Raw genomic sequence first — 18,369 nt, 5'->3', positions numbered from 1 at the left:
GTGATGGTGTGCCGGCTCAGCGGACGAGTCCGGCTGTGCTCGAGGAAAGGGAGCGCACCAACGCTTCGGGGAGCTCAGGGCGTACGACGACCAGGACGAGGGCGCCCGCAGCCAGCACCAGGCCGAGGAACTCCAGGAAGTCGCCCCTGCGAGGGACCACGTCATGCCCCGGTTCGTCAGCTGGTGAGGCGTGGGAGGTGTCGGGCTCCTTGTGCCGCGCACGGTGTGTCATGCCTCCACCCTGGAAGCCCGGCCGCCCCGCACCCATCCGGCAACTGTCGGGTCCACCCCCGCCGAGTGGCTGGACAAGACCACCGCCCGGTCGCACCGGACCGGGCCGGGGACGAGGTTCCGCCGGTCGGCAGGGCGGTAACCGCCGGTCGGCGGGGGCGTTACCGACGCCTGCCGGATGGCCCGCCCCCTGAGCTCCGCGCGAGGTTTGCCGTATGACACAGACGCAGCCGCCGCAGGAGATGTCAGCTCTCCCGGAGAACTCACCTCCGCCGCCCCGAACCTCACCCGAGTCCGCCGTGCCGGCCTCGGCCGGTCCCTCGATGGGACGCCTCGTCGGGGTGGACCTGGCCCGCGCGCTGGCGGTGTTCGGCATGTACATCGTGCACATCGGCCCCCCGCTGTCCGCCACGAGCGGCGTGGCGAGCTGGATCCGCTACATAGCGGATGGCCACTCGTCGGTCCTGTTCGCCACTCTCGCCGGGTTCTCGCTGATGCTGATCGCCGGCCGCCGCGAGCCGAAGACGGGCCTGGCGGGCCGGCAGGCGAGGGCTCGGATCGCGATCCGGGCTGTGGTCCTGCTGGTGTTGGGCACGGTGCTGGCGATGGAGTACGGGGGAGTGATCATCCTCGGCTTCTACGGGGTCTACTTCCTCCTCGCCCTGCCGCTGGTGCGACTGCGTGCCAGGACACTCGCGATCATCGCGGCCGCCTTCGCCCTCGTCACACCGCAGCTGGCGTTCGCCCTGAACTCGCTGCTGACTTCGTCGGTCCAGGAGAGCATCAACGCCTACGACCCGCTCCGCCGCCTCAGCGAGGTGGGAGTGCTCGACCTGCTGCTCACCGGCTTCTACCCGGCGCTCACGTGGATGTCGTTCGTGATCGCGGGCATGGCCCTGGGCCGCCTCGACCTGTCCTCCGGCACCGTTCAGAAGCGCCTCGCCGCGCTCGGCGCCTCGCTCACCGCGGCCGCCTATGGCATGTCCCTGCTGCTCGCCGGATCGGGCGCGTTGAGGAGCATGGCGGAAGACGGGTCGTCGTCCGGCAGCTCCGGTTCGATGCCCCCCGCCAGCGGTTCGATGTCCCCGGACGGGGGGTCGTTCCCCGAGATGTCCGCGTCGTTCCTGCTGAAGGCCGGGCCGCACAGCGGGACCACGTTCGACATCATCGGCAGCGTGGGCGTCGCGATCCTCGTGATCGTGGGCGCGACGGTGGCGATGGACCGCCTGCCGCGACTGCGCCGCCTGGCCAAGCCGGTCATCGCCGTGGGCACCATGTCCCTGACGGCCTACGTCGGCCACTTCCTTGCCCAGTCGGCGCTGTCCGTGCCCGCCGGGACCGGCGCCCAGCAATCATGGGTGCCGCTGCTCATGTTCGTCCTCGGGGCGACCGTGTTCGCCGCGATCTGGTCCCGCTTCTTCAGCCGAGGCCCCCTGGAATACCTCCTCAACGCCGCCACCAAGCCGGCGAAGCACATCCGATGAGACCCGGCCGGGGTGGGACGCCCCTCGCTCCACCCCGGCACCGAGATGCCCGAGCAGTTCCTCATCCCCTTCCCCGAATCCGAGCCCCTGTCGGCCCTCGACAGGACGGCACTGCGGGCCCTGAAAAGCACCGCACCGACATGGAGCCCTCGATCTCACTACCGAGCGGCTGCGCCACCTCCAAGACGCCTTCTCATCTCCACCAGCACCGACGGCACGAACTTCACCCAGGTCGCCTCCGGCACCTGGGCCGGCAACCAGACCCTCAAGGTGGCCGAATGGCCCGCCCGGAACGTCGGCTTCGTGCGGCACAGCGGCAAGGCCGCCGACGTGGAGCGCGGGGGGGGCATGGCGAACCGCACCAACGTCCTGCAGTGGCCCTGTCTCAACAAGGCGAACGAGAAGTGGACCTTCTCCAAGACCGGCGACGGCCAATGCGAGATCAAGGGTCTGGGCAGCGGCAGGCTCCGGGAGGCCGCGGGTCTCTCCCACGCCGACGGCGGCAACGTGGTCATCCGGGGGACGCCAACGCCGCCAGCCGGACTGGGCCATCACGCCCACGGGTGACGGCTGCTACTTCCTCATCAACCGCTACAGCGGGCTCTGCCTCACCGTCGACGAGGACAGCACCGCCGACGGAGCCAACATCGAGCAACAGCCGTACCCGTCACTGACGCGGCAGCAGTGGTAGATCATCGCCGTCTGACGATCCCGACGACGGTCGTCGCCTCTACCGACGCCCAGCGATGCGGAGCCGTGCGAGCGTCCGCTCGCACGGCCCGGCGCGCGTTCGGTGGGGGGTGGGGGGATCACCGCAGGCGGTCCGGGCCCGGGCACCGGCCGCTGGACGAAGCGCAGGTGGCGCAGTTCCGGGACAGCGCCAGACGGGCGACCACGGCCCGCTCGCTGCGGTGGCACGGACCGCACCGCGTGGCGGTCTGCCCGTCCACCGGTCTGCCACCAACTCGTCGCCGGTCTCCCCATACGGCGCGACTCATTCATCTAGAGGTCGCGGCCTTCCGCGGTGAGCGGGAGATCGAGGACGAGACCCTCGCCACGGCGTGGTACCTGCACTGGCTCGCCGCGCTCGCCCCGGAGACTCCCGGCTAGACGCGTGCGGGTGCGGGTGCGGCGAGCCTTCGCCACAGGCGCGCACCTGATGGGCCTCGCCCTGGGCGACGAACGCAGACCCGATGCTGAGCGGCTCCAGATCGCCTTCGCCGCCCAAGCCGGGTACCGGCGCAGCGAGCAGGACCTGAACGCCACCGCCGTCTACCGGCAGGTTCGCGCTCTCGTCGACATCACCGGTGAACTGCGCGGGCACATCGGTACCCTGGCGGTGGAGGCTGGCATCGTCGGCACGGCCCTCTCATCGATCGCAGGGCCCGCTGACCGTGCCGCACACGCTGGGCCCGGTCCTTCCGTCGGAGGGCCGGACCCAGCGACGCCCCCGGCGCCTCGGCGCGGATGTTTGCGATATCGACGTTGCGTGTGACGGACCGTCGACGTCTGCCGGTCACCGACGAGTCGTTCCTTCGCATCCACGCTCGCCGGGCTCTGCCAGTGTCCAGTACAGTCTCCCGACGCCGACTGCACGCTCCAGGAGCTGATGTGCCCTGCGGCCGTCAGTTGGTCAAGTGCATCCGTGAACTCCGTTGCGGCCAGCCCGCACTCGCGTGCCAGCTGATCCACTTCAGCTGTTCCATGGGTGCTCTCGGGAGCGGTACGGGCCTTGATGCACATGGCAATGAGCTGAGGAAACTGGGCGCAGTCCATACGGACGCGGCAAGCGGCTCGCAGCGCCCTCAGCGCGGACATCGCCAGCCGGATGACCGGATTCGCTCCCAGTTCCCTGCCGAAAGCGGCATCAGGAGGGCCCGAGACACTGATGACCTGTCCGCCGGGCTTGAGCACGTTCAGGGACTTCAGAAGCGTCTCGCCGCCGAGCGAGTCCAGGACGACGTCATAGTCGTGTAGCACCGTCTCGAACGCCTGCTTCCTGTAGTCGACGACAACGTCCGCACCGAGCCGCTTCACCAGGTCGACGTTGGCCGTGCTCGTGGTCGTCGCCACGTGGGCACCCAAGTGCTTCGCCAGCTGGATGGCGATGGTGCCCAGGCCGCCGGAGCCCGCGTGGACGAGGACTCTCTGACCCGGCTGGATGTTCGCCCGTTCGACGAGCGCCTGCCACGAGGTCAGGGCGACCAGGGGGGATGCCGCTTCCGCCATGGTCAGCGTGGCCGGCTTGATCGCTACGTCGTCCTGGTGCACCGCGATGAGTTCGGCGAACGTGCCGATCCGGTCCTTGTCGGGCCGCGCGAAGACCTCGTCGCCCACCGCGAAGCGCGTGACGGCCGCGCCTACTTCGACCACGATTCCGGCGAGGTCGTTGCCCAGGACGACCGGGAGCCGGTACGGCAGGATCGCCTTCAGCTCCCCGTCCCGGATCATGCGGTCGAGCGGGTTGACGCTCGCGGCATGGATCCGGACCAGCACGTCGTCCGCGCCCACCTCCGGGTCCGGCACCTCACCGGCACGCACGTCGGCCTTGTCGCCGTAGCGCTCCACCGTGAAGGCCCTCATCGTCGTCTCCGTATCTCGTCCGCAAGTGGACGGGGGTGATGGGCATCGCGGGATTCCTGGGCATCCAGGGTTTCCCTAGGTGTCGGGCGGACGCCGCAACCCTTGAGATTATGATCGTAATACTATGTGCTGGGTCGGTGGACCGCAAGGGGGTGCGGGTGTGTCACATCGCGGGGCCGGAGTGTCCATGCTCCACGCCCAGCAGGGCGAAGGCGTTGTGGATGCCCTGTTCGAGCAGTTCATCGGCGAGCTGCCGGTCGGTGAGGGCTCGGGCAAGCTGGAGTGTTCCGGCCATCATGGCGTAGACGCCGAGCACCTTGGTGCGGACCGCGAGGGGATCGTCGGGTGCCAGGCGGGCGGCGATGCCGTCGATGACCATCAGTACGCCGTCGGTGTAAGCCTGCTTGGTCGGGTCTGTGCAGCGCCGGATTTCGTCGAGCAGGGCGGCGGAGGGGCAGCCGTCTTCGGAGCTGTCGCGATGCTGGGCGGACAGGTACCAGCGCACGATCTGCTCAAGTCCTGCGCGGCCGGGTTCCGCCTGCGCGACGACGCTCGCGTTCTGCGCCTGCAATTGGTCGGCGATCGCGGTGGCGACGAGGTCGTCCTTGGATGTGAAGTGGGTGTAGAAGGCGCCGTTGGTCAGCCCCGCGTCCGTCATGAGGGTTGAGATGCCCGAGCCGTTGATGCCGTCCCGCTTGAACCGGCGTCCGGCCGCCTCGATGATCCGCTGCCGGGTCGCCTGCTTGTGCTCTTTCCCGTAGCGCACCGCGCGCTCCTTTGCTCGTCGGAGGGGCTGCTTGCTCTTGGCGGGCGCCCTCGTCATATTGTATTTCGATCGTACTTCAATAGATTCGAGGCTCCAGTGGCTGCCCGTTCGGCGGCGAGGTGCCGTGCCGGGTGGCGCGGTGTCCCCTCGCTCGGGGTGTTCATTGCGCGTCGCGGAGTGCGGCCGGCTGCGAGGGCTCGCTTGCGTTCCATCGTCTCCGTGCATAGTATTATGAACGTAATTTAATTGCCCCCGGTCAGTGCCGCCTCATTGCTCGGCGAGGCGGATGCCGGGGTGATCGGAAACGAGCCGGCAGGCATGGGTCGGCACCCGCCGCTGTGTGACCTGGTCGACAGTGCCTGTGCAGTGCATCGGGCGCCGGCGAAGAGAACTCCGTCCCGCCGTCCCGGCACGTCTGCGGTGTGCTGCGCGAGCGGACCCGCGAGATGTCACGCGCACCCGTCAAGAGGAAAAGGACATCATGGGCACCTATCTGGCAGACAAGGCCGAGGACCTCATCGTCGAGGGCCCCTCCGCGCGGTTCACCTACCGGCGGATGGGTCCGCAGGGCGGTGTCCCGCTGGTCCTGCTGAACCGCTTCCGCGGCACCATCGACTGGTGGGACCCGGAGTTCCTGGACTACCTGGCCGCCGACCACGACGTGATCGTGTTCGACAACGTCGGCGTCGGCTACACCGACGGCGAGCCGCGTGACTCCATCGAGGGATTCGCCCAGGGCGCCATCGAGTTCATCGACGCACTCGGCCTCTCGCAGGCCGACCTGCTCGGCTGGTCCCTGGGGGGCATCGTGGCCCAGCGGGTGGCCGTGCGGCGCCCCGAGCTGGTGCGCAAGGTCGTCGTGGCGGGCAGCGGCCCGGCCGGCTGGGTACCCGACGCTCCGCCCTTCAGCGAGAAGGTCCTGGGCATCATGGCCAAGCCCGATGCCGACCTGGAGGACATGCTCTACCTGTTCTACCCCGAGACGGAGACGGCCCGCGCCTCCGGGCGCGAGCACTTCGACCACGTCGCGACCCGGCTCGCCGCCGGCGGCCCCGCGGTCTCCGAGGCGGCGGCCCAGGGCATGCTCACCGCGGCGGCCACCCTTCTGGCGGCGCCCTTCGACGAGGTGGTGGCGGAACTGGAGGCGATCAAGCAACCCGTCCTCTACGCCAACGGCCTGTACGACGTGATGATCCCCGCCCACAACTCCTATGTCGCGGTCCAGCACCTCGACAACGCCACTCTCGTGCTCTACGCCGGTGCCGGCCACGCCTTCCTGTTCCAGTACGCCAAGGCCTTCACCAGGCAGGTGGCCGACTTCCTCGCCGCCTGACCACACCGGTCCCGCTGCCGCCACCGCCCCCGCAGCGCGGGGCGGCAGTGGGACCGACGCATCGTGCCGACGCCGCCTCACGGATTGTGTGAGGCGGCGCTCGCGCGATGGGCGAACGGAACCGCCACGGGACCTGGTGGCCGACTCCGTGTCCCCGCCGGGACCTCGCGGAGATGTCCGACGCGCAACCTGGCCGGCCTGTTCGGCCCGCGTGCGCAATGAGCGCCGGGCCGTCGACGTGGTCTCCCGAACCGGCGGCCGGCCGTGTCGGTGCTCCGCCGTATCGTCGCCGACGGCATGGTACGGGGAGAGCGCAAACGGGCCCGCCCCCATCGCCCGTGGCGTGCGCGACGGTCGGCTGTCGCCATGGCCTTCCTCCTTCGCCCTCCGATACGTCGCTGTCCCGAGGGCGCCGGATTCCTCTGGGATCTCGACGCCTCGAGGCGGGTCGCCCACGCACCCTTCGCTCACGTTTGGTGCCGTCGACGGCTGACTCGTCTTGGGTCGTCCGCGGGAGTGTCGGCAGGTGTCGGCGTGTCCCGGTGCGCCGAACCTTCACGACCGCTCGATGTCCGGGCGCACCGTGCCCGACCTGTCGCGCCAGGCCTCGGTGCGAGCACCTCCTCCGCGACCTGAAGAGTCGACTCCGACGAAGACGTCAGCTCTGGAACTCGTAGTCTTGCGGTCTAATAGAATTACGGTCATACTTCAATGGTCGACGTGATGCTGAGAGGCTCGACCGCTCAGGGTTCCGATGTCCGCGGCCTTTGACCGTCGACCCCCGCAGACTGCAGTCGCAGCCGGGAGACGCCAGGGATACACCCCCCCATGCCGAAGGGCGCGACCGTGAATGACTCCCAGGAAGTACGAGGCGACGTCGTGACGTCGTACAAGAACGCACCGACCCGCACCATCACCGCCGACGGGGTGACCTTCGCCTACCGCGAGCTCGGTCCCCGGTCCGGCGTCCCGGTGGTCTTCCTCACCCACCTCGCCGCGGTTCTCGACAACTGGGACCCCCGGGTCGTCGACGGCATCGCCGCCAAGCGTCATGTCGTCACCTTCGACAACAGGGGTGTCGGTGCTTCCAGCGGTTCGACGCCGCGCACCATCGAAGCGATGGCGAAGGACGCCGTCACGTTCATCCGGGCACTCGGGCTCGAGTACGTCGATCTCCACGGCTTCTCGATGGGCGGCATGATCGCCCAGGTGATCGCGCAGACCGATCCGGACCTCGTCCGCAAGCTGATCCTCACGGGTACCGGTCCGGCGGGGGGTGAGGGCATCAAGGACGTGACCCGGTTGTCCCATCTCGACACCGTTCGGGGGCTGCTCACCCTTCAGGACCCGAAGCAGTTCCTCTTCTTCACCCGTACCGCCAATGGGCGTCGGGCCGGGAAGGCGTTCCTGGCCCGCCTGAAGGAGCGCACCCAGGGCAGGGACAAGGCGATCTCTCTCACGTCGTACGGCGCTCAGCTCAAGGCCATTCACCGGTGGGGGCTGGAGCGGCCCCACGACCTCTCGGTCATCCACCAGCCGGTGCTCGTCGCAAACGGCGAGAGCGACAGGATGGTTCCGAGCCAGAACTCGGTCGACCTGGCGCGGCGAGTGCCTAACGGCGAGTTGGTCCTCTACCCCGACGCCGGCCATGGCGGCATCTTCCAGTTCCACGGGCAGTTCGTGGAGACGGCTCTCGAGTTCCTCGAGCGGTAAAAGGCGTGCGGTGCGGTCGTAGTCTGGGCCGAGGATGGTGCCTCAGGGTCGTGGCGCCCTTTGGGTGAGCGGCTCGAGGCACCCGTTCACTGACGCGACCCCGCCTTCCGCCTCACCCCATGAACGCGAGAGCGTTCTCGATCCCCAGCTCAAGGACCTCATCGGCGCGCTTCTGGTCGGACAGGGCGCGGGACAGCTGCAACGTTCCCACCAGCATGGTGAAGAGCCCGATGGCCTTGGCCTGAGCGGACCGCGGGTCCTCGGGTGTAAGGCGGGCGGAGATCTCCTCCAGGATGGCCCACGCGCCGTCGCTGTAGGCCTGCCTGGTCCCGTCCTCGCAGCGGCCGATCTCGTCGAGGAGGGCGGCGGAGGGGCATCCGAGGCCGGGGTGGTCCCGGTGCTCGGGGGACAGGTACTCGCGAATGAGGTCCTCGAGTCCCGGGCGGCCGGGTCGCAGGGTGCCGTACCTCGTGACCTGCGTGTGCAGTTCCTCGGCCACGACATGGGCGACGAGGTCGTCCTTGGACGCGAAGTGGGCGTAGAAGGCTCCGTTGGTGAGCCCCGCGTCCGCCATCAGTGTGGAGATGCCCGAGCCGTCGATGCCGTCCTGCTTGAACCGGTGGCCGGCCTTCTCGATGATGCGTCGCCGCGTCACCTGCTTGTGCTCCTTGGCGTAGCGCACCACGAGCTTCCTCCGTTCGCTCCGTAAGGCCCATGCTTCGCACTCAAGGGTAATCCATGGCCTGACGCGCGTAATATCATGACCGGCGTGCCCATGTCCGGCGTCCGCATGGCCGGCGTACTCACGACCGGATGCGGGCACCGGGTCCGAGTCGGGCGGTGACTTCCGCGGCGGTAAGGGTGGAGTGCTCCGCGGAACACTCGACGATGACGCGGACCGGGGCGTCGCAGTCGGTGTGACGGATGTCCAGTACGGGCCCCTCGGGGCCGACGGCGTACGCCTCGCCCCACTGGCTCAGCGCCATCAGGACCGGCCACAGATCCCAGCCCTTGCGGGTCAAGCGGTACTCGTTGCGCGAGCGGCTGCCCGGCTCCTGGTAGGGGACGGTCTTCAGGATGCCGGCCGCGATCAGCTTCCGGAGGCGGTCGCTGAGGACGGCTTCCGACAGGCCGATGTGGCGGTGGAAGTCGTCGAAGCGGCGGACTCCGTTGACGGCGTCACGCAGGATCAGCAACGTCCATTTCTCTCCGACCACGTCGAGCGTGCGCTGGACGGGGCAGTTCTCCGTGCTCGCCTCAAGCCACTCCATCCCGCCATCGTAGGGGCCTGGCTTCGTCATTGACAGTCAGGTGAGCGGGAAGCTAGCTTCACCTTCAAAAGTCAGATGGAAGGTGCCCGGTCGTGGGACGAACGCGTACGTATCAATGGGAAGATCCCGCGATCCTGGCGGAAGCTGCCGGACGCATGGCCGGCATCGACTTCCTGCGTGAGTTGCAGGCGGGGCGACTGCCGGGGCCGCCCATCAACTACTCCATCGACTTCACTCTGAGCGAGGTGGAGCCCGGCAGGGCGGTCTTCTCCCTGACCCCGGGTGAGGAGCACTACAACCCGATCGGCAGCGTGCACGGCGGCATCTTTGCCACCTTGCTCGACTCGGCGGCGGGTTGTGCCGTCCAGTCCACCCTTCCACAAGGTGTGGGGTACACGTCACTTGACCTGACCGTGAAGTTTCTGCGGCGGATCACCGTGGACACGGGCACGGTGCGCGCCATCGGTACGGTCGTCAACAAGGGCCGTCAAACCGCCCTCGCTCAGGCGCAGTTGGTCGACGCGAATGACCGTCTGCTCGCCCACGCCACCAGCAGTTGCATGCTCTTCCCGGTGCCTCCCTCGCAGAGGTGAGCCTCGGCGGCGACCGGTATCGGTCTGGCCGTGATGTCGGACTCCCTCGATCTCGGCGCAGAACCCCGGAGTGCGAGGTGAAACGCCTGCGGCGCACGTCGGTGGCAGCCCGATGACTCCTCGGGGTGCCGGCCGCCGTGCGCCGCAGGCGTGCCCAGGCACCCGAAGGAGATGATCCCTTCGGGCACCGTGCTCTTCGTCAGGCGGCGTGGGTGGGGTAGTCGGTGTAGCCGGCCGCGCCGCCGCCGTAGAAGGTGGCGGGGTCGGGGGTGTTCAGGGGGGCGCCGGAGCGTACGCGCTCGACGAGGTCGGGATTGGCGAGGGCCATGGTGCCGACGGTGACGACGTCGGCCAGACCTTCTTCGATGTCCTTGGCGCGGGTGGCGATGTCGGCACCGGCCCGGTTGAGGATCAGCGTGGTCGGCCACAACTTGCGGAGGGTGAAGAGGAGTTCCTCGTCGCCGCCGTGGCCGATGTGCAGGTAGGCGAGGTTGAGGGGGGCGAGGGCGCGCAGGAGGTGCGGGTAGAGCTCGTGCGGGTCGCTCTCCGCGAGGTCGTTGAGCTTGAAGGGGTTGCCGGGAGAGAGCCGGATGCCGGTGCGGCCGGCGCCGATCTCGTCGGCCACGGCCGTGGCGACCTCCACCGCGAAACGGATGCGGTTGTCGAGGGAGCCCCCGTACTGATCCGTGCGCTGGTTGGCGCTGGGGAAGAGGAACTGGTTGACCAGGTAGCCGTTGGCCCCGTGGATCTCGACGCCGTCGGCGCCGGCCGCGATGGCGGCTGCGGCGGCGCGCCGGAAGTCGTCGACCGTCGCGGCGACCTCCTCGGTGGACAGCTCGCGCGGCTCCGGCATCTCCTGGAGCCCGGACGGGGTGAACGTCTGGCCAGCCGGCTTGATCGCGGAGGGTGCCACCGGCTGCCGGTGGTGGGGGGTGTTGTCCGGGTGGGAGATGCGCCCGGTGTGCATCAGCTGGATGACGATGCGTCCGTCGGCCTTGTGTACGGCGTCGGTGACCTTGCGCCAGCCGGCGATGTGTTCCTCGGTGTAGATGCCCGGGGTCACCGGGTAGCCCTGGCCGTCGGCGGAGGGCTGGGTGCCCTCGGTGATGATGAGCGCGTGCGAGGCGCGCTGGGCGTAGTACTCGGCGTTCAGCTCGGTCTGCACGCCGTCCGGGGTGGCCCTGCTGCGGGTCAGGGGGGCCATGGCCAGCCGGTGCGGCAGGGAGATCTCTCCGACGACGGTCGGGTTCCACAGGGCGTTGAGCATGGGTGATTCCTCAGGTGATGGGTGGTGGTTCCAAAAAGGGGCGGGGGCGGACACCGCGTGGACGTGGACACCGGGCTCTTCTGCTTCCGGGTCCGAAGACGCACCCGCCCTGCGCCCGCCGACCGAGTCGGAGTCGGCATCTGCCTATCATATTACGATCGTAATGCTATGCGGTCGGGTGGGCTGTGGCAAGTGGGTCCCGGCATGGGGCACGAGCCGCGCGGCGCAACTCGCGCAAGAAGCCAGAGCGGATGAGAGTTCCGCAACGGTTGCTGGAATCGCCTGCTCCGCCCAGACGACCTTGCCCTCGCGGTTGTGCCGTGCGCTCCAGTGTTCGGTGGGCTGGACGAGGAGGAGCAGGCCCCGGCCGCCCTCGTCGAAGACCCGGGCGCGACGCAGGTGCGGGGCGGTGCTGCTAGCGTCGGAGACTTCGCACGTCAGGGCGGACTGAAGGTGATGAAGGCCAGTTCTTCCAGCCCTCAGGCGGTCAGTTGATCGGATGCCTGGGCGCGGGCCGTGGAGACGTCTGCCGGGTCGCTGGGGAGACTCCAGGTCGCGACATGATCGGCGTCAAAGGCTTCGATGGGCAGTCCGCCGGGCGCGCCCGCCCACCGTCAGCCAGGGAAGGCGACAGTCGATCACGGGGCGTGACCGGCGCGGCGGAGAACAGGGTGCAGGACCTCGATGACACCGGGGTCGTCCACTGTGGAGGGGATGGGTTCGTCGTGCCCGTCGGCGATGCCGCGCATCGTCTTGCGGAGGATCTTTCCCGAGCGGGTCTTGGGCAGGGCGGCTACTACCGCGACGTCCTTGAGGGAGGCGACGGCGCCGATGCGCTCGCGCACGAGCTGGACGAGTTCGGCCTCGACCTCGCCCGGTTCGCGCTCGACGTCGGCTTCCAGGACGACGAAGCCGCGCGGTACCTGCCCCTTCAGGGCGTCGGCGACGCCGATGACGGCGCATTCGGCGACGTCGGGATGGGCGGCCAGGGCCTCTTCACTGCTGCCGGTGGATAGGCGGTGTCCGGCGACGTTGATGACGTCATGGGTGCGGCCCATGACGAAGACGTAGCCGTCGTCGATGTGACCGCTGTCGCCGGTCAGGTAGTAGCCGGTGTAGGGGGAGAGGTAGGAGGCGACGTACCGGTCGTCGTCCTGCCAGAGCGTGGGCAGTGCGCCGGGCGGCAGCGGGAGCCGCACGACGATCGCGCCGTCGACGCCCTGCGGGCACCGGCTCGTGAGCGTGACCGCGCTGTCGGCGCGGGACTTCGACGCACCCGGCATAAGGATCGGGGCGCGGGTGTCGTGGGCAGTGTAGATGCGCAGGTACGAGGGCTCTGACCTCGGCGCGTCACAGGTGTGCGGCGTGGTCGGGAACGTAGGTCTGCAGGTCGCGCGGGGGGCGCTGGTAGCCGGTCGAGGGCGGTCGTTCGGGCAGTTCCAGCACCGGCGGGGGCGCCTCGTGGTACGGCACGGACTCCAGCAGGTGGGCGATCATGTTCAGCCGGGCCCGGCGCTTGTCGTCGCTCTCCACGACGTACCACGGTGCCTCGGCGATGTCGGTGTGCACCTGCATCGCGTCCTTGGCGCGCGAGTACGCCTCCCAGTGGGTGATCGACTCAAGGTCCATCGGCGACAGCTTCCAGCGGCGCAGCGGGTCCTCCAGACGCTTGCGGAAGCGCTCCTGCTGTTCGGTGTCGCTGACCGAGAACCAGTACTTGCGCAGCAGGACGCCGTCCTCCACCAGCATCCGTTCGAAGATCGGGCACTGGCGCAGGAAGAGCTGGTACTCCTCCTTGGTGCAGAAGCCCATCACGTGTTCGACGCCGGCCCGGTTGTACCAGGACCGGTCGAACAGCACGATCTCCCCGGCGGCCGGCAGGTGCTCGACGTAACGCTGGAAGTACCACTGGGTGCGCTCGCGCTCGGTGGGCTTCGGCAGCGCGGCGATCCGTGCGACCCGCGGGTTGAGGTGCTCGGTGACCCGTTTGATGGTGCCGCCCTTGCCGGCCGCGTCACGCCCCTCGAACACGACGACCAGCCGGGCACCCTCCGCCCGCACCCACTCCTGGAGTTTGACCAACTCCGTCTGGAGACGCAGCAGTTCCTTCTCGTACGCCTTGCGCGGCAGTTTCGCCGCCTTGCTGTCCGTCATGCCGTCTCCCGCTCCGGGATTCCATCAACGCGCCGTGCAGGCACCGTACTGGCGGGCAGGGAGCTCCGCACGGCGGACGGCGTGAGCGGGCCGGTTCTCCCCAGGGTCCGCCGGTCGGCGTCCGCCGAGTGGCAACCGTCGTCGGAACCGGGGGAGGCTGGAAGGAGCGACCACATGCCCCGGGGCACGGCGGACGGGAGAAGGCCCATGAAGGTCGGAGTGCTGACCGGGGGCGGTGACTGCCCCGGCCTCAACGCGGTGATCCGCAGTGTCGTACGCAAGGGCGTACAGGAGTACTCGTTCGACTTCGTCGGTGTGCGGGACGGATGGCTCGGCCTGCTCAAGAACGACGTCGTGCCGCTGGACATCTCCAGCGTCCGAGGGATTCTCCCCCGGGGCGGAACCATCCTCGGTTCCTCCCGGACGAACCCCTTCAAGCACGAGAACGGGCTGCAACGGGTGCGGGACACCCTGGCCGCGCACGATGTGGACGCGCTCGTCGTGATCGGCGGGGAGGACACGCTCGGGGCGGCGACAGAGCTCAGCCGGCAGGGGATCAACCTGGTCGGCGTGCCGAAGACCATTGACAACGACGTCTCGGGCACCGACTACACCTTCGGCTTCGACACCGCCGTCGGCATCGCGACGGAGGCCATCGACCGCCTCCACACCACCGCCGAATCACACATGCGCGCCCTCGTGGTGGAGGTGATGGGACGCCACTCCGGCTGGATCGCCGTGCACGCCGGTGTCGCGGGCGGCGCCAACGTCATCCTCATCCCCGAGCGGCCGTTCGACATCGATCAGGTCTGTGAGCTGGTGATGCGCCGGTTCGAGATCAATTACGCGCCGATCGTCGTCGTGGCCGAAGGGGCTGTCCCCAAGGAAGGGCAGTTGATCCTCAAGGACCAGTCGCTGGACGAGTTCGGCCATGTGCGGCTGTCCGGCATCGGCGAATGGCTGGCCCAGGAGATCTCGGCACGCACCCAGAAGGACGCCCGCACCACGGTCCTGGGTCACATCCAGCGCGGCGGCACCCCGAGCCCCTTCGACCGGTGGCTGGCCACCCGTTTCGGGCTGCACGCCATCGACGCGGTCGAGGAAGGGGACTTCGGCCGCATGGTCGCCCTCAAGGGCACCGACATCGTCCGCGTGCCCCTCGCGGACGCCACCGCCCAGAACAAGACGGTGGAGCCGTCGTTGTACGACGAGTTCGAGGTGTTCTTCGGCTGAGCCGTCATCCTCCGTGCGGTACGACCGCGACCGGGCAGCGGGCATGGTGCAGTACGGCGTGAGTGACCGGGCCCAGCCGGCCCTCGGCCGCGGCCGGCTCGGTGCGGCGCCCCACGACGAGCAGGTCCGCGTTCCGGGAGGCGTTCAGCAGCGCTTCCGCGGGATGGAGCAGCATGAGATCGGTGGCGGTCGAAACTCGCGGGTGCTTCTCCTGCCACGGCCGCACGGCGTCGGAGAGCTCCAGGACTTCCTGGTCCTCCCAGGTGGCGCGGTCCTCCTCGGTCACCACCAGGGTGCGGGAGGAAACGGACTCGGCGGGCAGGCCCCAGGCCTGCACCACGCGCAGGCGTGCCCCGCGCGCCTCGGCGGCCGAGAACGCGAAGCCGGCCGCCTCACCGACCGGACGGTGGGCGTCGAAACCCAGCACGATCCGGCCGGTGCGGCGGGTCGCGGGCGCCGCGTCGGCGTAGGCGCCGGGGCGGGGCGGGACGAGTACGACAGGGCAAGGGGCCGCTGCCGCCATCCGCAGGGCGACCGAGCCGACCGCCAGCCCCTCGAAACCGCCCGTCCCGCGAGTGCCGACGACGAGGAGCCCGGCATCGCGTGCCGCACCGAGAAGAGCGTCGACCGGGTCCTCGTCGGCCTGCCCGCCCTCCACTGCGAGGTCCGGGTGGCGGCCGGCGAGGTCCTCGACCGCCCGCTGCGTCAACCGGACGCCCATGAAGCGCATTCGGTCCAGGGCCGGGCGCGGAACGGTGGTCCCGGGAAGCCGCGGAGACGCATGCAGCAGCCGTAGCGGAACGCCGCGCAGCGCGGCCTCCCGCGCCGCCCAGCCGGCGGCTGCCGCTGCGCACTCGGATCCGTCGATGCCCGCCAGCACAAGGGGACGCATCCTGGCCTCCTTAGTCCGGCCCGCACGGGCGCCGAGTCTCCTCTCCTCCACTGTTCCACGGCGGTACCGCCGATGCGTCCGGACCGTCGCATGAGCCGTCTGACGCCCGCGGCCCAGGCCACCGTGACCCACTATCGTGAGTCGGAGAAGGTGCCCTCGCGGGTGCGCCGCGGGAACCGGTCGGAGGAGACGATGAGCGGGGAACGGCCCGGGCGTTCCGAGCAGCGTCTGCCCAAGCTGCGGCTGGACGAGCTGCTGGACGAGCTCCAGGCGCGGATCGACGCGGCGCGCGGCACTCAGGACCGGGTGCACAACCTGCTCGAAGCGGTGCTGTCGGTCGGTCGGGAGCTGGATCTGCCGCAGGTGCTCCGGCGCATCGTCGAGGCCGCCGTGGTGCTCGTGGACGCCGAGTACGGGGCGCTGGGTGTCATCGGAGACGACCGCATGCTCTCCGAGTTCCACACCGTCGGCATCAGCGACGAGCAGCGGGCCAGGATCGGCGAACTGCCCAGCGGGCACGGCATCCTGGGCGAGCTGATCCGGCACCCCGAGCCGCTGCGGCTGGCGGAGCTCTCCGAGCACTCGTCGTCGTACGGCTTCCCGCCCCACCACCCGCCGATGCACTCGTTCCTGGGTGTGCCCATCCGGGTGCGCGAGCAGGTGTTCGGCAACCTCTACCTCACCGAGAAGCGCGGCGCGGCGGAGTTCGACGCCGAGGACGAGTCGGTGCTGGCCACCCTCGCGGTGGCGGCGGGCGTGGCGATCGAGAATGCCCGGCTGTTCGAGGAGACGCGGCTGCGCGAGCGGTGGCTGGGCGCAAGCTCCGAGGTCACGCGCGCCCTGCTGTCGGGCGCGCCGAGCACGGACGTCCTGGAACTGATTGTGGAACAGGCCCGGCAGATCACCGACGCCGACGTCGGGATGATCGCCGAGCGGGTGCCGGAGGAGAACACGCTGCGGCCGTTGCTCGCCGTCGGGCTGGACGCAGGCCGGCGCAGCGGCCTCGTGATCTCCGGTCAGGACGGGTTCGTGGCCGCCGTCCTGACCACGGCCGCGCCGGTGGTGAGCGCGGACATCCAGGAGGACGCGCGGACCGGCCGGGACGCCGCGCAGTGGGCCGGCGTCGGGCCCGTGGTCGGGGTTCCGCTGGAGGCCGGCGGCAAGGCGGGTGGTGTGCTCCTGCTCGGGCGCGCGGTGGGCCGTACGCCGTTCACGGACGCCGACACGCGCCCCCTGCTGGGGTTCGCCGGGCAGGCGGCGCTGGCCCTGGAGCTGGCCCAGCGGCGCCGGGACGCCGAGCAGATCGCGCTGCTCCGGGATCGTGACCGGATCGCCCGCGACCTGCACGACCTGGCCATTCAGCGCCTGTTCGCGGCCGGGATGACCCTGCAGAGCACCCAGCGCTTCATCGACCACCCCGAGGCGGAGGAGAGACTCTCGCGGACGGTCGACGACCTGGACGAGACCATCAAGATCATCCGGTCCACGATCTTCGGGCTGCGTGCGCAGGGCGGCACCCGGGAGGGCAGCGGCCTGCGCGCCCGGGTGTCGGAGGCGGTCACGGCCGCCACCTCGTCCCTGGGCTTCGCCCCCGCGGTACGCATCGAGGGGCTGGTCGACACGGACGTGCCCGGCGATGTCGCCGATCACGCGGTCGCGGTCCTGGGCGAGGCCCTGAGCAATGTGGCCCGGCACGCCGAAGCGCGCTCCGTGGACGTGTATCTGACGTTCGCCCAGGGCGAGTTGACGCTCACGGTGACCGACGACGGACGCGGAATCCGTGCCCATGCCGTGCGCAGCGGGCTCAGGAACATGGAAGAGCGGGCCGCCGCGCTCGGCGGCCGCCTCCGTCTCGGCGAACACCCCGAAGGCGGCGGCACCCGGGTGGAGTGGCGGGTACCGGTCCGGCCGGCGAAGGGCTGAGGGCCGGCGTGCCGCGGTCGGCTTCCCGGGGGCGCTGTGTCCGGCTCAGTGCCCCGGGCGTTCGCTCGGCTCCGGCTGCTCCAGTTGTGACGCGAGGACCGCGGCCTGGACGCGGCGCTGGACGCCGAGCTTGGCCAGCAGCCGGGAGATGTGGTTCTTGACGGTCTTCTCGGACAGGTAGAGCTTCTTGCCGATCTCGCGGTTGGTCAGACCGTCCCCGATCAGAACGAGGATCTCCCGCTCGCGCGGCGACAGGCTCGCCAGCTCGGGGGCGACGGCCGGCTGTTCGGAGGGGCCGGCGCGCAGCGAGCGCATCAGCCGGGCGGTGGTCTCCGGGTCGAGCATGGACCTCCCGGAAGCGACCGTGCGCACCGCCGAGACCAGGTCGGAGCCCTTGATCTGCTTGAGGACATAGCCGGAAGCGCCGGCCATGATCGCGTCGAGCAGGGCCTCCTCGTCGTCGAACGAGGTCAGCATGAGACACGCCAGCCCGGGCATGCGGCTGCGCAGCTCCCGGCAGACGGTGATGCCGTCGCCGTCGGGCAGGCGTACGTCGAGCACCGCCACGTCGGGGCGTAGCGCCGGGCCCCGCGCCAGCGCGTGCTCGACGTTCTCGGCGTCACCGACCACCGCGATGTCGGGTTCGGCGTCCAGCAGGTCGGCCAGACCACGGCGGACCACCTCGTGGTCGTCGAGCAGGAAGACCCGGATCGGGCGCTCCTGGCTGAAGCTGCGTGACTCGCTCATCAGGACCCCTCGCTTCCCTGGACGCCGTGAGCACGGACCGGGACCGCCCGTGCTCACGATCATCACGGGCATGGGCCGTGTGCACTAGGGCCGACCGGCCCCAGTCATGCCGATGGCGCAGCGCCCTCCCGCCCGGCCGGTCCCGGCTCCGGCCGGCGCGGCAGGGCCGGTCGGTCCCG

The 18,369-nt window shown here is 69.8% G+C and carries 17 protein-coding genes and 3 pseudogenes; 9 read left to right on the top strand and 11 right to left on the bottom strand.

The genetic code is table 11. The annotated features are described in order from the left end of the window. Positions 1-16: 16 nt before the first annotated feature. On the bottom strand, positions 17-232 hold the full coding sequence (locus HNR57_RS33970) for a hypothetical protein (RefSeq protein ID WP_184566311.1): 216 nt from the start codon (positions 230-232) through the stop codon (positions 17-19). Positions 233-446: 214 nt separating this feature from the next. Here HNR57_RS33970 and HNR57_RS33965 point away from each other — a divergent pair, with 214 nt between their 5' ends. The 4 genes from HNR57_RS33965 (at position 447) to HNR57_RS39915 (ending at position 2,825) form a co-directional block, all read left to right on the top strand. Beyond that, the gene (locus tag HNR57_RS33965; RefSeq protein WP_184566309.1) at positions 447-1,715 is read left to right on the top strand and encodes a DUF418 domain-containing protein; all 1,269 of its coding nucleotides are present in this window, start codon (positions 447-449) and stop codon (positions 1,713-1,715) included. 12 nt (positions 1,716-1,727) lie between these two features. After that, positions 1,728-2,282: an RICIN domain-containing protein gene (locus HNR57_RS40680; protein WP_313675517.1), complete on the top strand. Its 555-nt coding sequence runs from the start codon at positions 1,728-1,730 to the stop codon at positions 2,280-2,282. Beyond that, positions 2,266-2,406, top strand: a complete 141-nt coding sequence (locus tag HNR57_RS40980) for an RICIN domain-containing protein (RefSeq protein ID WP_376772321.1) — start codon at positions 2,266-2,268, stop codon at positions 2,404-2,406. The genes HNR57_RS40680 and HNR57_RS40980 overlap by 17 nt, the downstream gene beginning before the upstream one ends. Before the next feature lie 167 nt (positions 2,407-2,573). Continuing rightward, on the top strand, positions 2,574-2,825 hold the full coding sequence (locus HNR57_RS39915; protein WP_246555189.1) for a hypothetical protein: 252 nt from the start codon (positions 2,574-2,576) through the stop codon (positions 2,823-2,825). Between the two features lie 696 nt (positions 2,826-3,521). Here HNR57_RS39915 and HNR57_RS33950 read toward each other — a convergent pair. Together HNR57_RS33950 and HNR57_RS33945 are read right to left on the bottom strand one after the other, a co-directional pair. Next, a pseudogene (locus tag HNR57_RS33950) lies at positions 3,522-4,298 on the bottom strand (NADP-dependent oxidoreductase); the annotation flags it as partial. A gap of 163 nt (positions 4,299-4,461) precedes the next feature. Continuing rightward, positions 4,462-5,064, bottom strand: coding sequence for a TetR family transcriptional regulator (locus HNR57_RS33945; RefSeq protein WP_313675515.1), 603 nt, complete (start codon positions 5,062-5,064; stop codon positions 4,462-4,464). Between the two features lie 481 nt (positions 5,065-5,545). Between HNR57_RS33945 and HNR57_RS33940 the strand changes: the two genes are divergently transcribed. Together HNR57_RS33940 and HNR57_RS33935 are read left to right on the top strand one after the other, a co-directional pair. Beyond that, a complete protein-coding gene (locus tag HNR57_RS33940; protein WP_184566305.1) occupies positions 5,546-6,397 on the top strand; it encodes an alpha/beta fold hydrolase in 852 nt (283 codons plus the stop codon). An 846-nt stretch (positions 6,398-7,243) separates the two neighbouring features. Next, positions 7,244-8,110 (top strand): alpha/beta fold hydrolase, encoded by an 867-nt coding sequence (locus HNR57_RS33935; protein ID WP_313675513.1) that lies wholly within the window; start codon positions 7,244-7,246, stop codon positions 8,108-8,110. A 112-nt stretch (positions 8,111-8,222) separates the two neighbouring features. Here the strand turns inward: HNR57_RS33935 and HNR57_RS33930 are convergent, their stop codons facing one another. Next, on the bottom strand, positions 8,223-8,795 hold the full coding sequence (locus tag HNR57_RS33930; protein WP_184566301.1) for a TetR/AcrR family transcriptional regulator: 573 nt from the start codon (positions 8,793-8,795) through the stop codon (positions 8,223-8,225). A gap of 118 nt (positions 8,796-8,913) precedes the next feature. Then, a complete protein-coding gene (locus HNR57_RS33925) occupies positions 8,914-9,381 on the bottom strand; it encodes a winged helix-turn-helix transcriptional regulator (RefSeq protein WP_184566299.1) in 468 nt (155 codons plus the stop codon). A 92-nt stretch (positions 9,382-9,473) separates the two neighbouring features. On the opposite strand from HNR57_RS33925, the gene HNR57_RS33920 reads away from it, so the two are divergent. Further along, entirely contained in the window at positions 9,474-9,974 is a 501-nt protein-coding gene (locus HNR57_RS33920) for a PaaI family thioesterase (RefSeq protein ID WP_184566297.1), read from the top strand. Between the two features lie 199 nt (positions 9,975-10,173). Here the strand turns inward: HNR57_RS33920 and HNR57_RS33915 are convergent, their stop codons facing one another. From HNR57_RS33915 to ppk2, 4 genes and pseudogenes are all read right to left on the bottom strand, one after another. Further along, positions 10,174-11,241 (bottom strand): alkene reductase, encoded by a 1,068-nt coding sequence (locus HNR57_RS33915; protein WP_184566295.1) that lies wholly within the window; start codon positions 11,239-11,241, stop codon positions 10,174-10,176. Positions 11,242-11,388: 147 nt separating this feature from the next. Next, a pseudogene (locus HNR57_RS39910) lies at positions 11,389-11,819 on the bottom strand (ATP-binding protein); the annotation flags it as partial. A gap of 60 nt (positions 11,820-11,879) precedes the next feature. Next, positions 11,880-12,467 (bottom strand): annotated as a pseudogene (locus HNR57_RS33910) (AMP-binding enzyme); the annotation flags it as partial. Between the two features lie 124 nt (positions 12,468-12,591). Then, on the bottom strand, positions 12,592-13,395 hold the full coding sequence (gene ppk2, locus HNR57_RS33905; protein WP_184566293.1) for a polyphosphate kinase 2: 804 nt from the start codon (positions 13,393-13,395) through the stop codon (positions 12,592-12,594). Between the two features lie 207 nt (positions 13,396-13,602). Here ppk2 and HNR57_RS33900 point away from each other — a divergent pair, with 207 nt between their 5' ends. Further along, the gene (locus HNR57_RS33900) at positions 13,603-14,628 is read left to right on the top strand and encodes a 6-phosphofructokinase (protein ID WP_184566291.1); all 1,026 of its coding nucleotides are present in this window, start codon (positions 13,603-13,605) and stop codon (positions 14,626-14,628) included. 4 nt (positions 14,629-14,632) lie between these two features. Here HNR57_RS33900 and HNR57_RS33895 read toward each other — a convergent pair whose 3' ends face one another. Continuing rightward, complete coding sequence (locus HNR57_RS33895) at positions 14,633-15,520, bottom strand: universal stress protein (RefSeq protein WP_184566289.1); 888 nt, start codon at positions 15,518-15,520, stop codon at positions 14,633-14,635. A gap of 192 nt (positions 15,521-15,712) precedes the next feature. On the opposite strand from HNR57_RS33895, the gene HNR57_RS33890 reads away from it, so the two are divergent. Next, positions 15,713-17,443, top strand: coding sequence for a GAF domain-containing sensor histidine kinase (locus HNR57_RS33890; RefSeq protein WP_184566335.1), 1,731 nt, complete (start codon positions 15,713-15,715; stop codon positions 17,441-17,443). Between the two features lie 45 nt (positions 17,444-17,488). Here HNR57_RS33890 and HNR57_RS33885 read toward each other — a convergent pair whose 3' ends face one another. Further along, complete coding sequence (locus HNR57_RS33885) at positions 17,489-18,190, bottom strand: response regulator (protein WP_184566287.1); 702 nt, start codon at positions 18,188-18,190, stop codon at positions 17,489-17,491. Positions 18,191-18,369: the final 179 nt, after the last annotated feature.

The organism is Streptomyces paradoxus (assembly GCF_014202475.1).
Lineage (GTDB): Bacteria > Actinomycetota > Actinomycetes > Streptomycetales > Streptomycetaceae > Streptomyces > Streptomyces paradoxus.
This window is presented reverse-complemented; position numbering and strand designations above follow the sequence as displayed.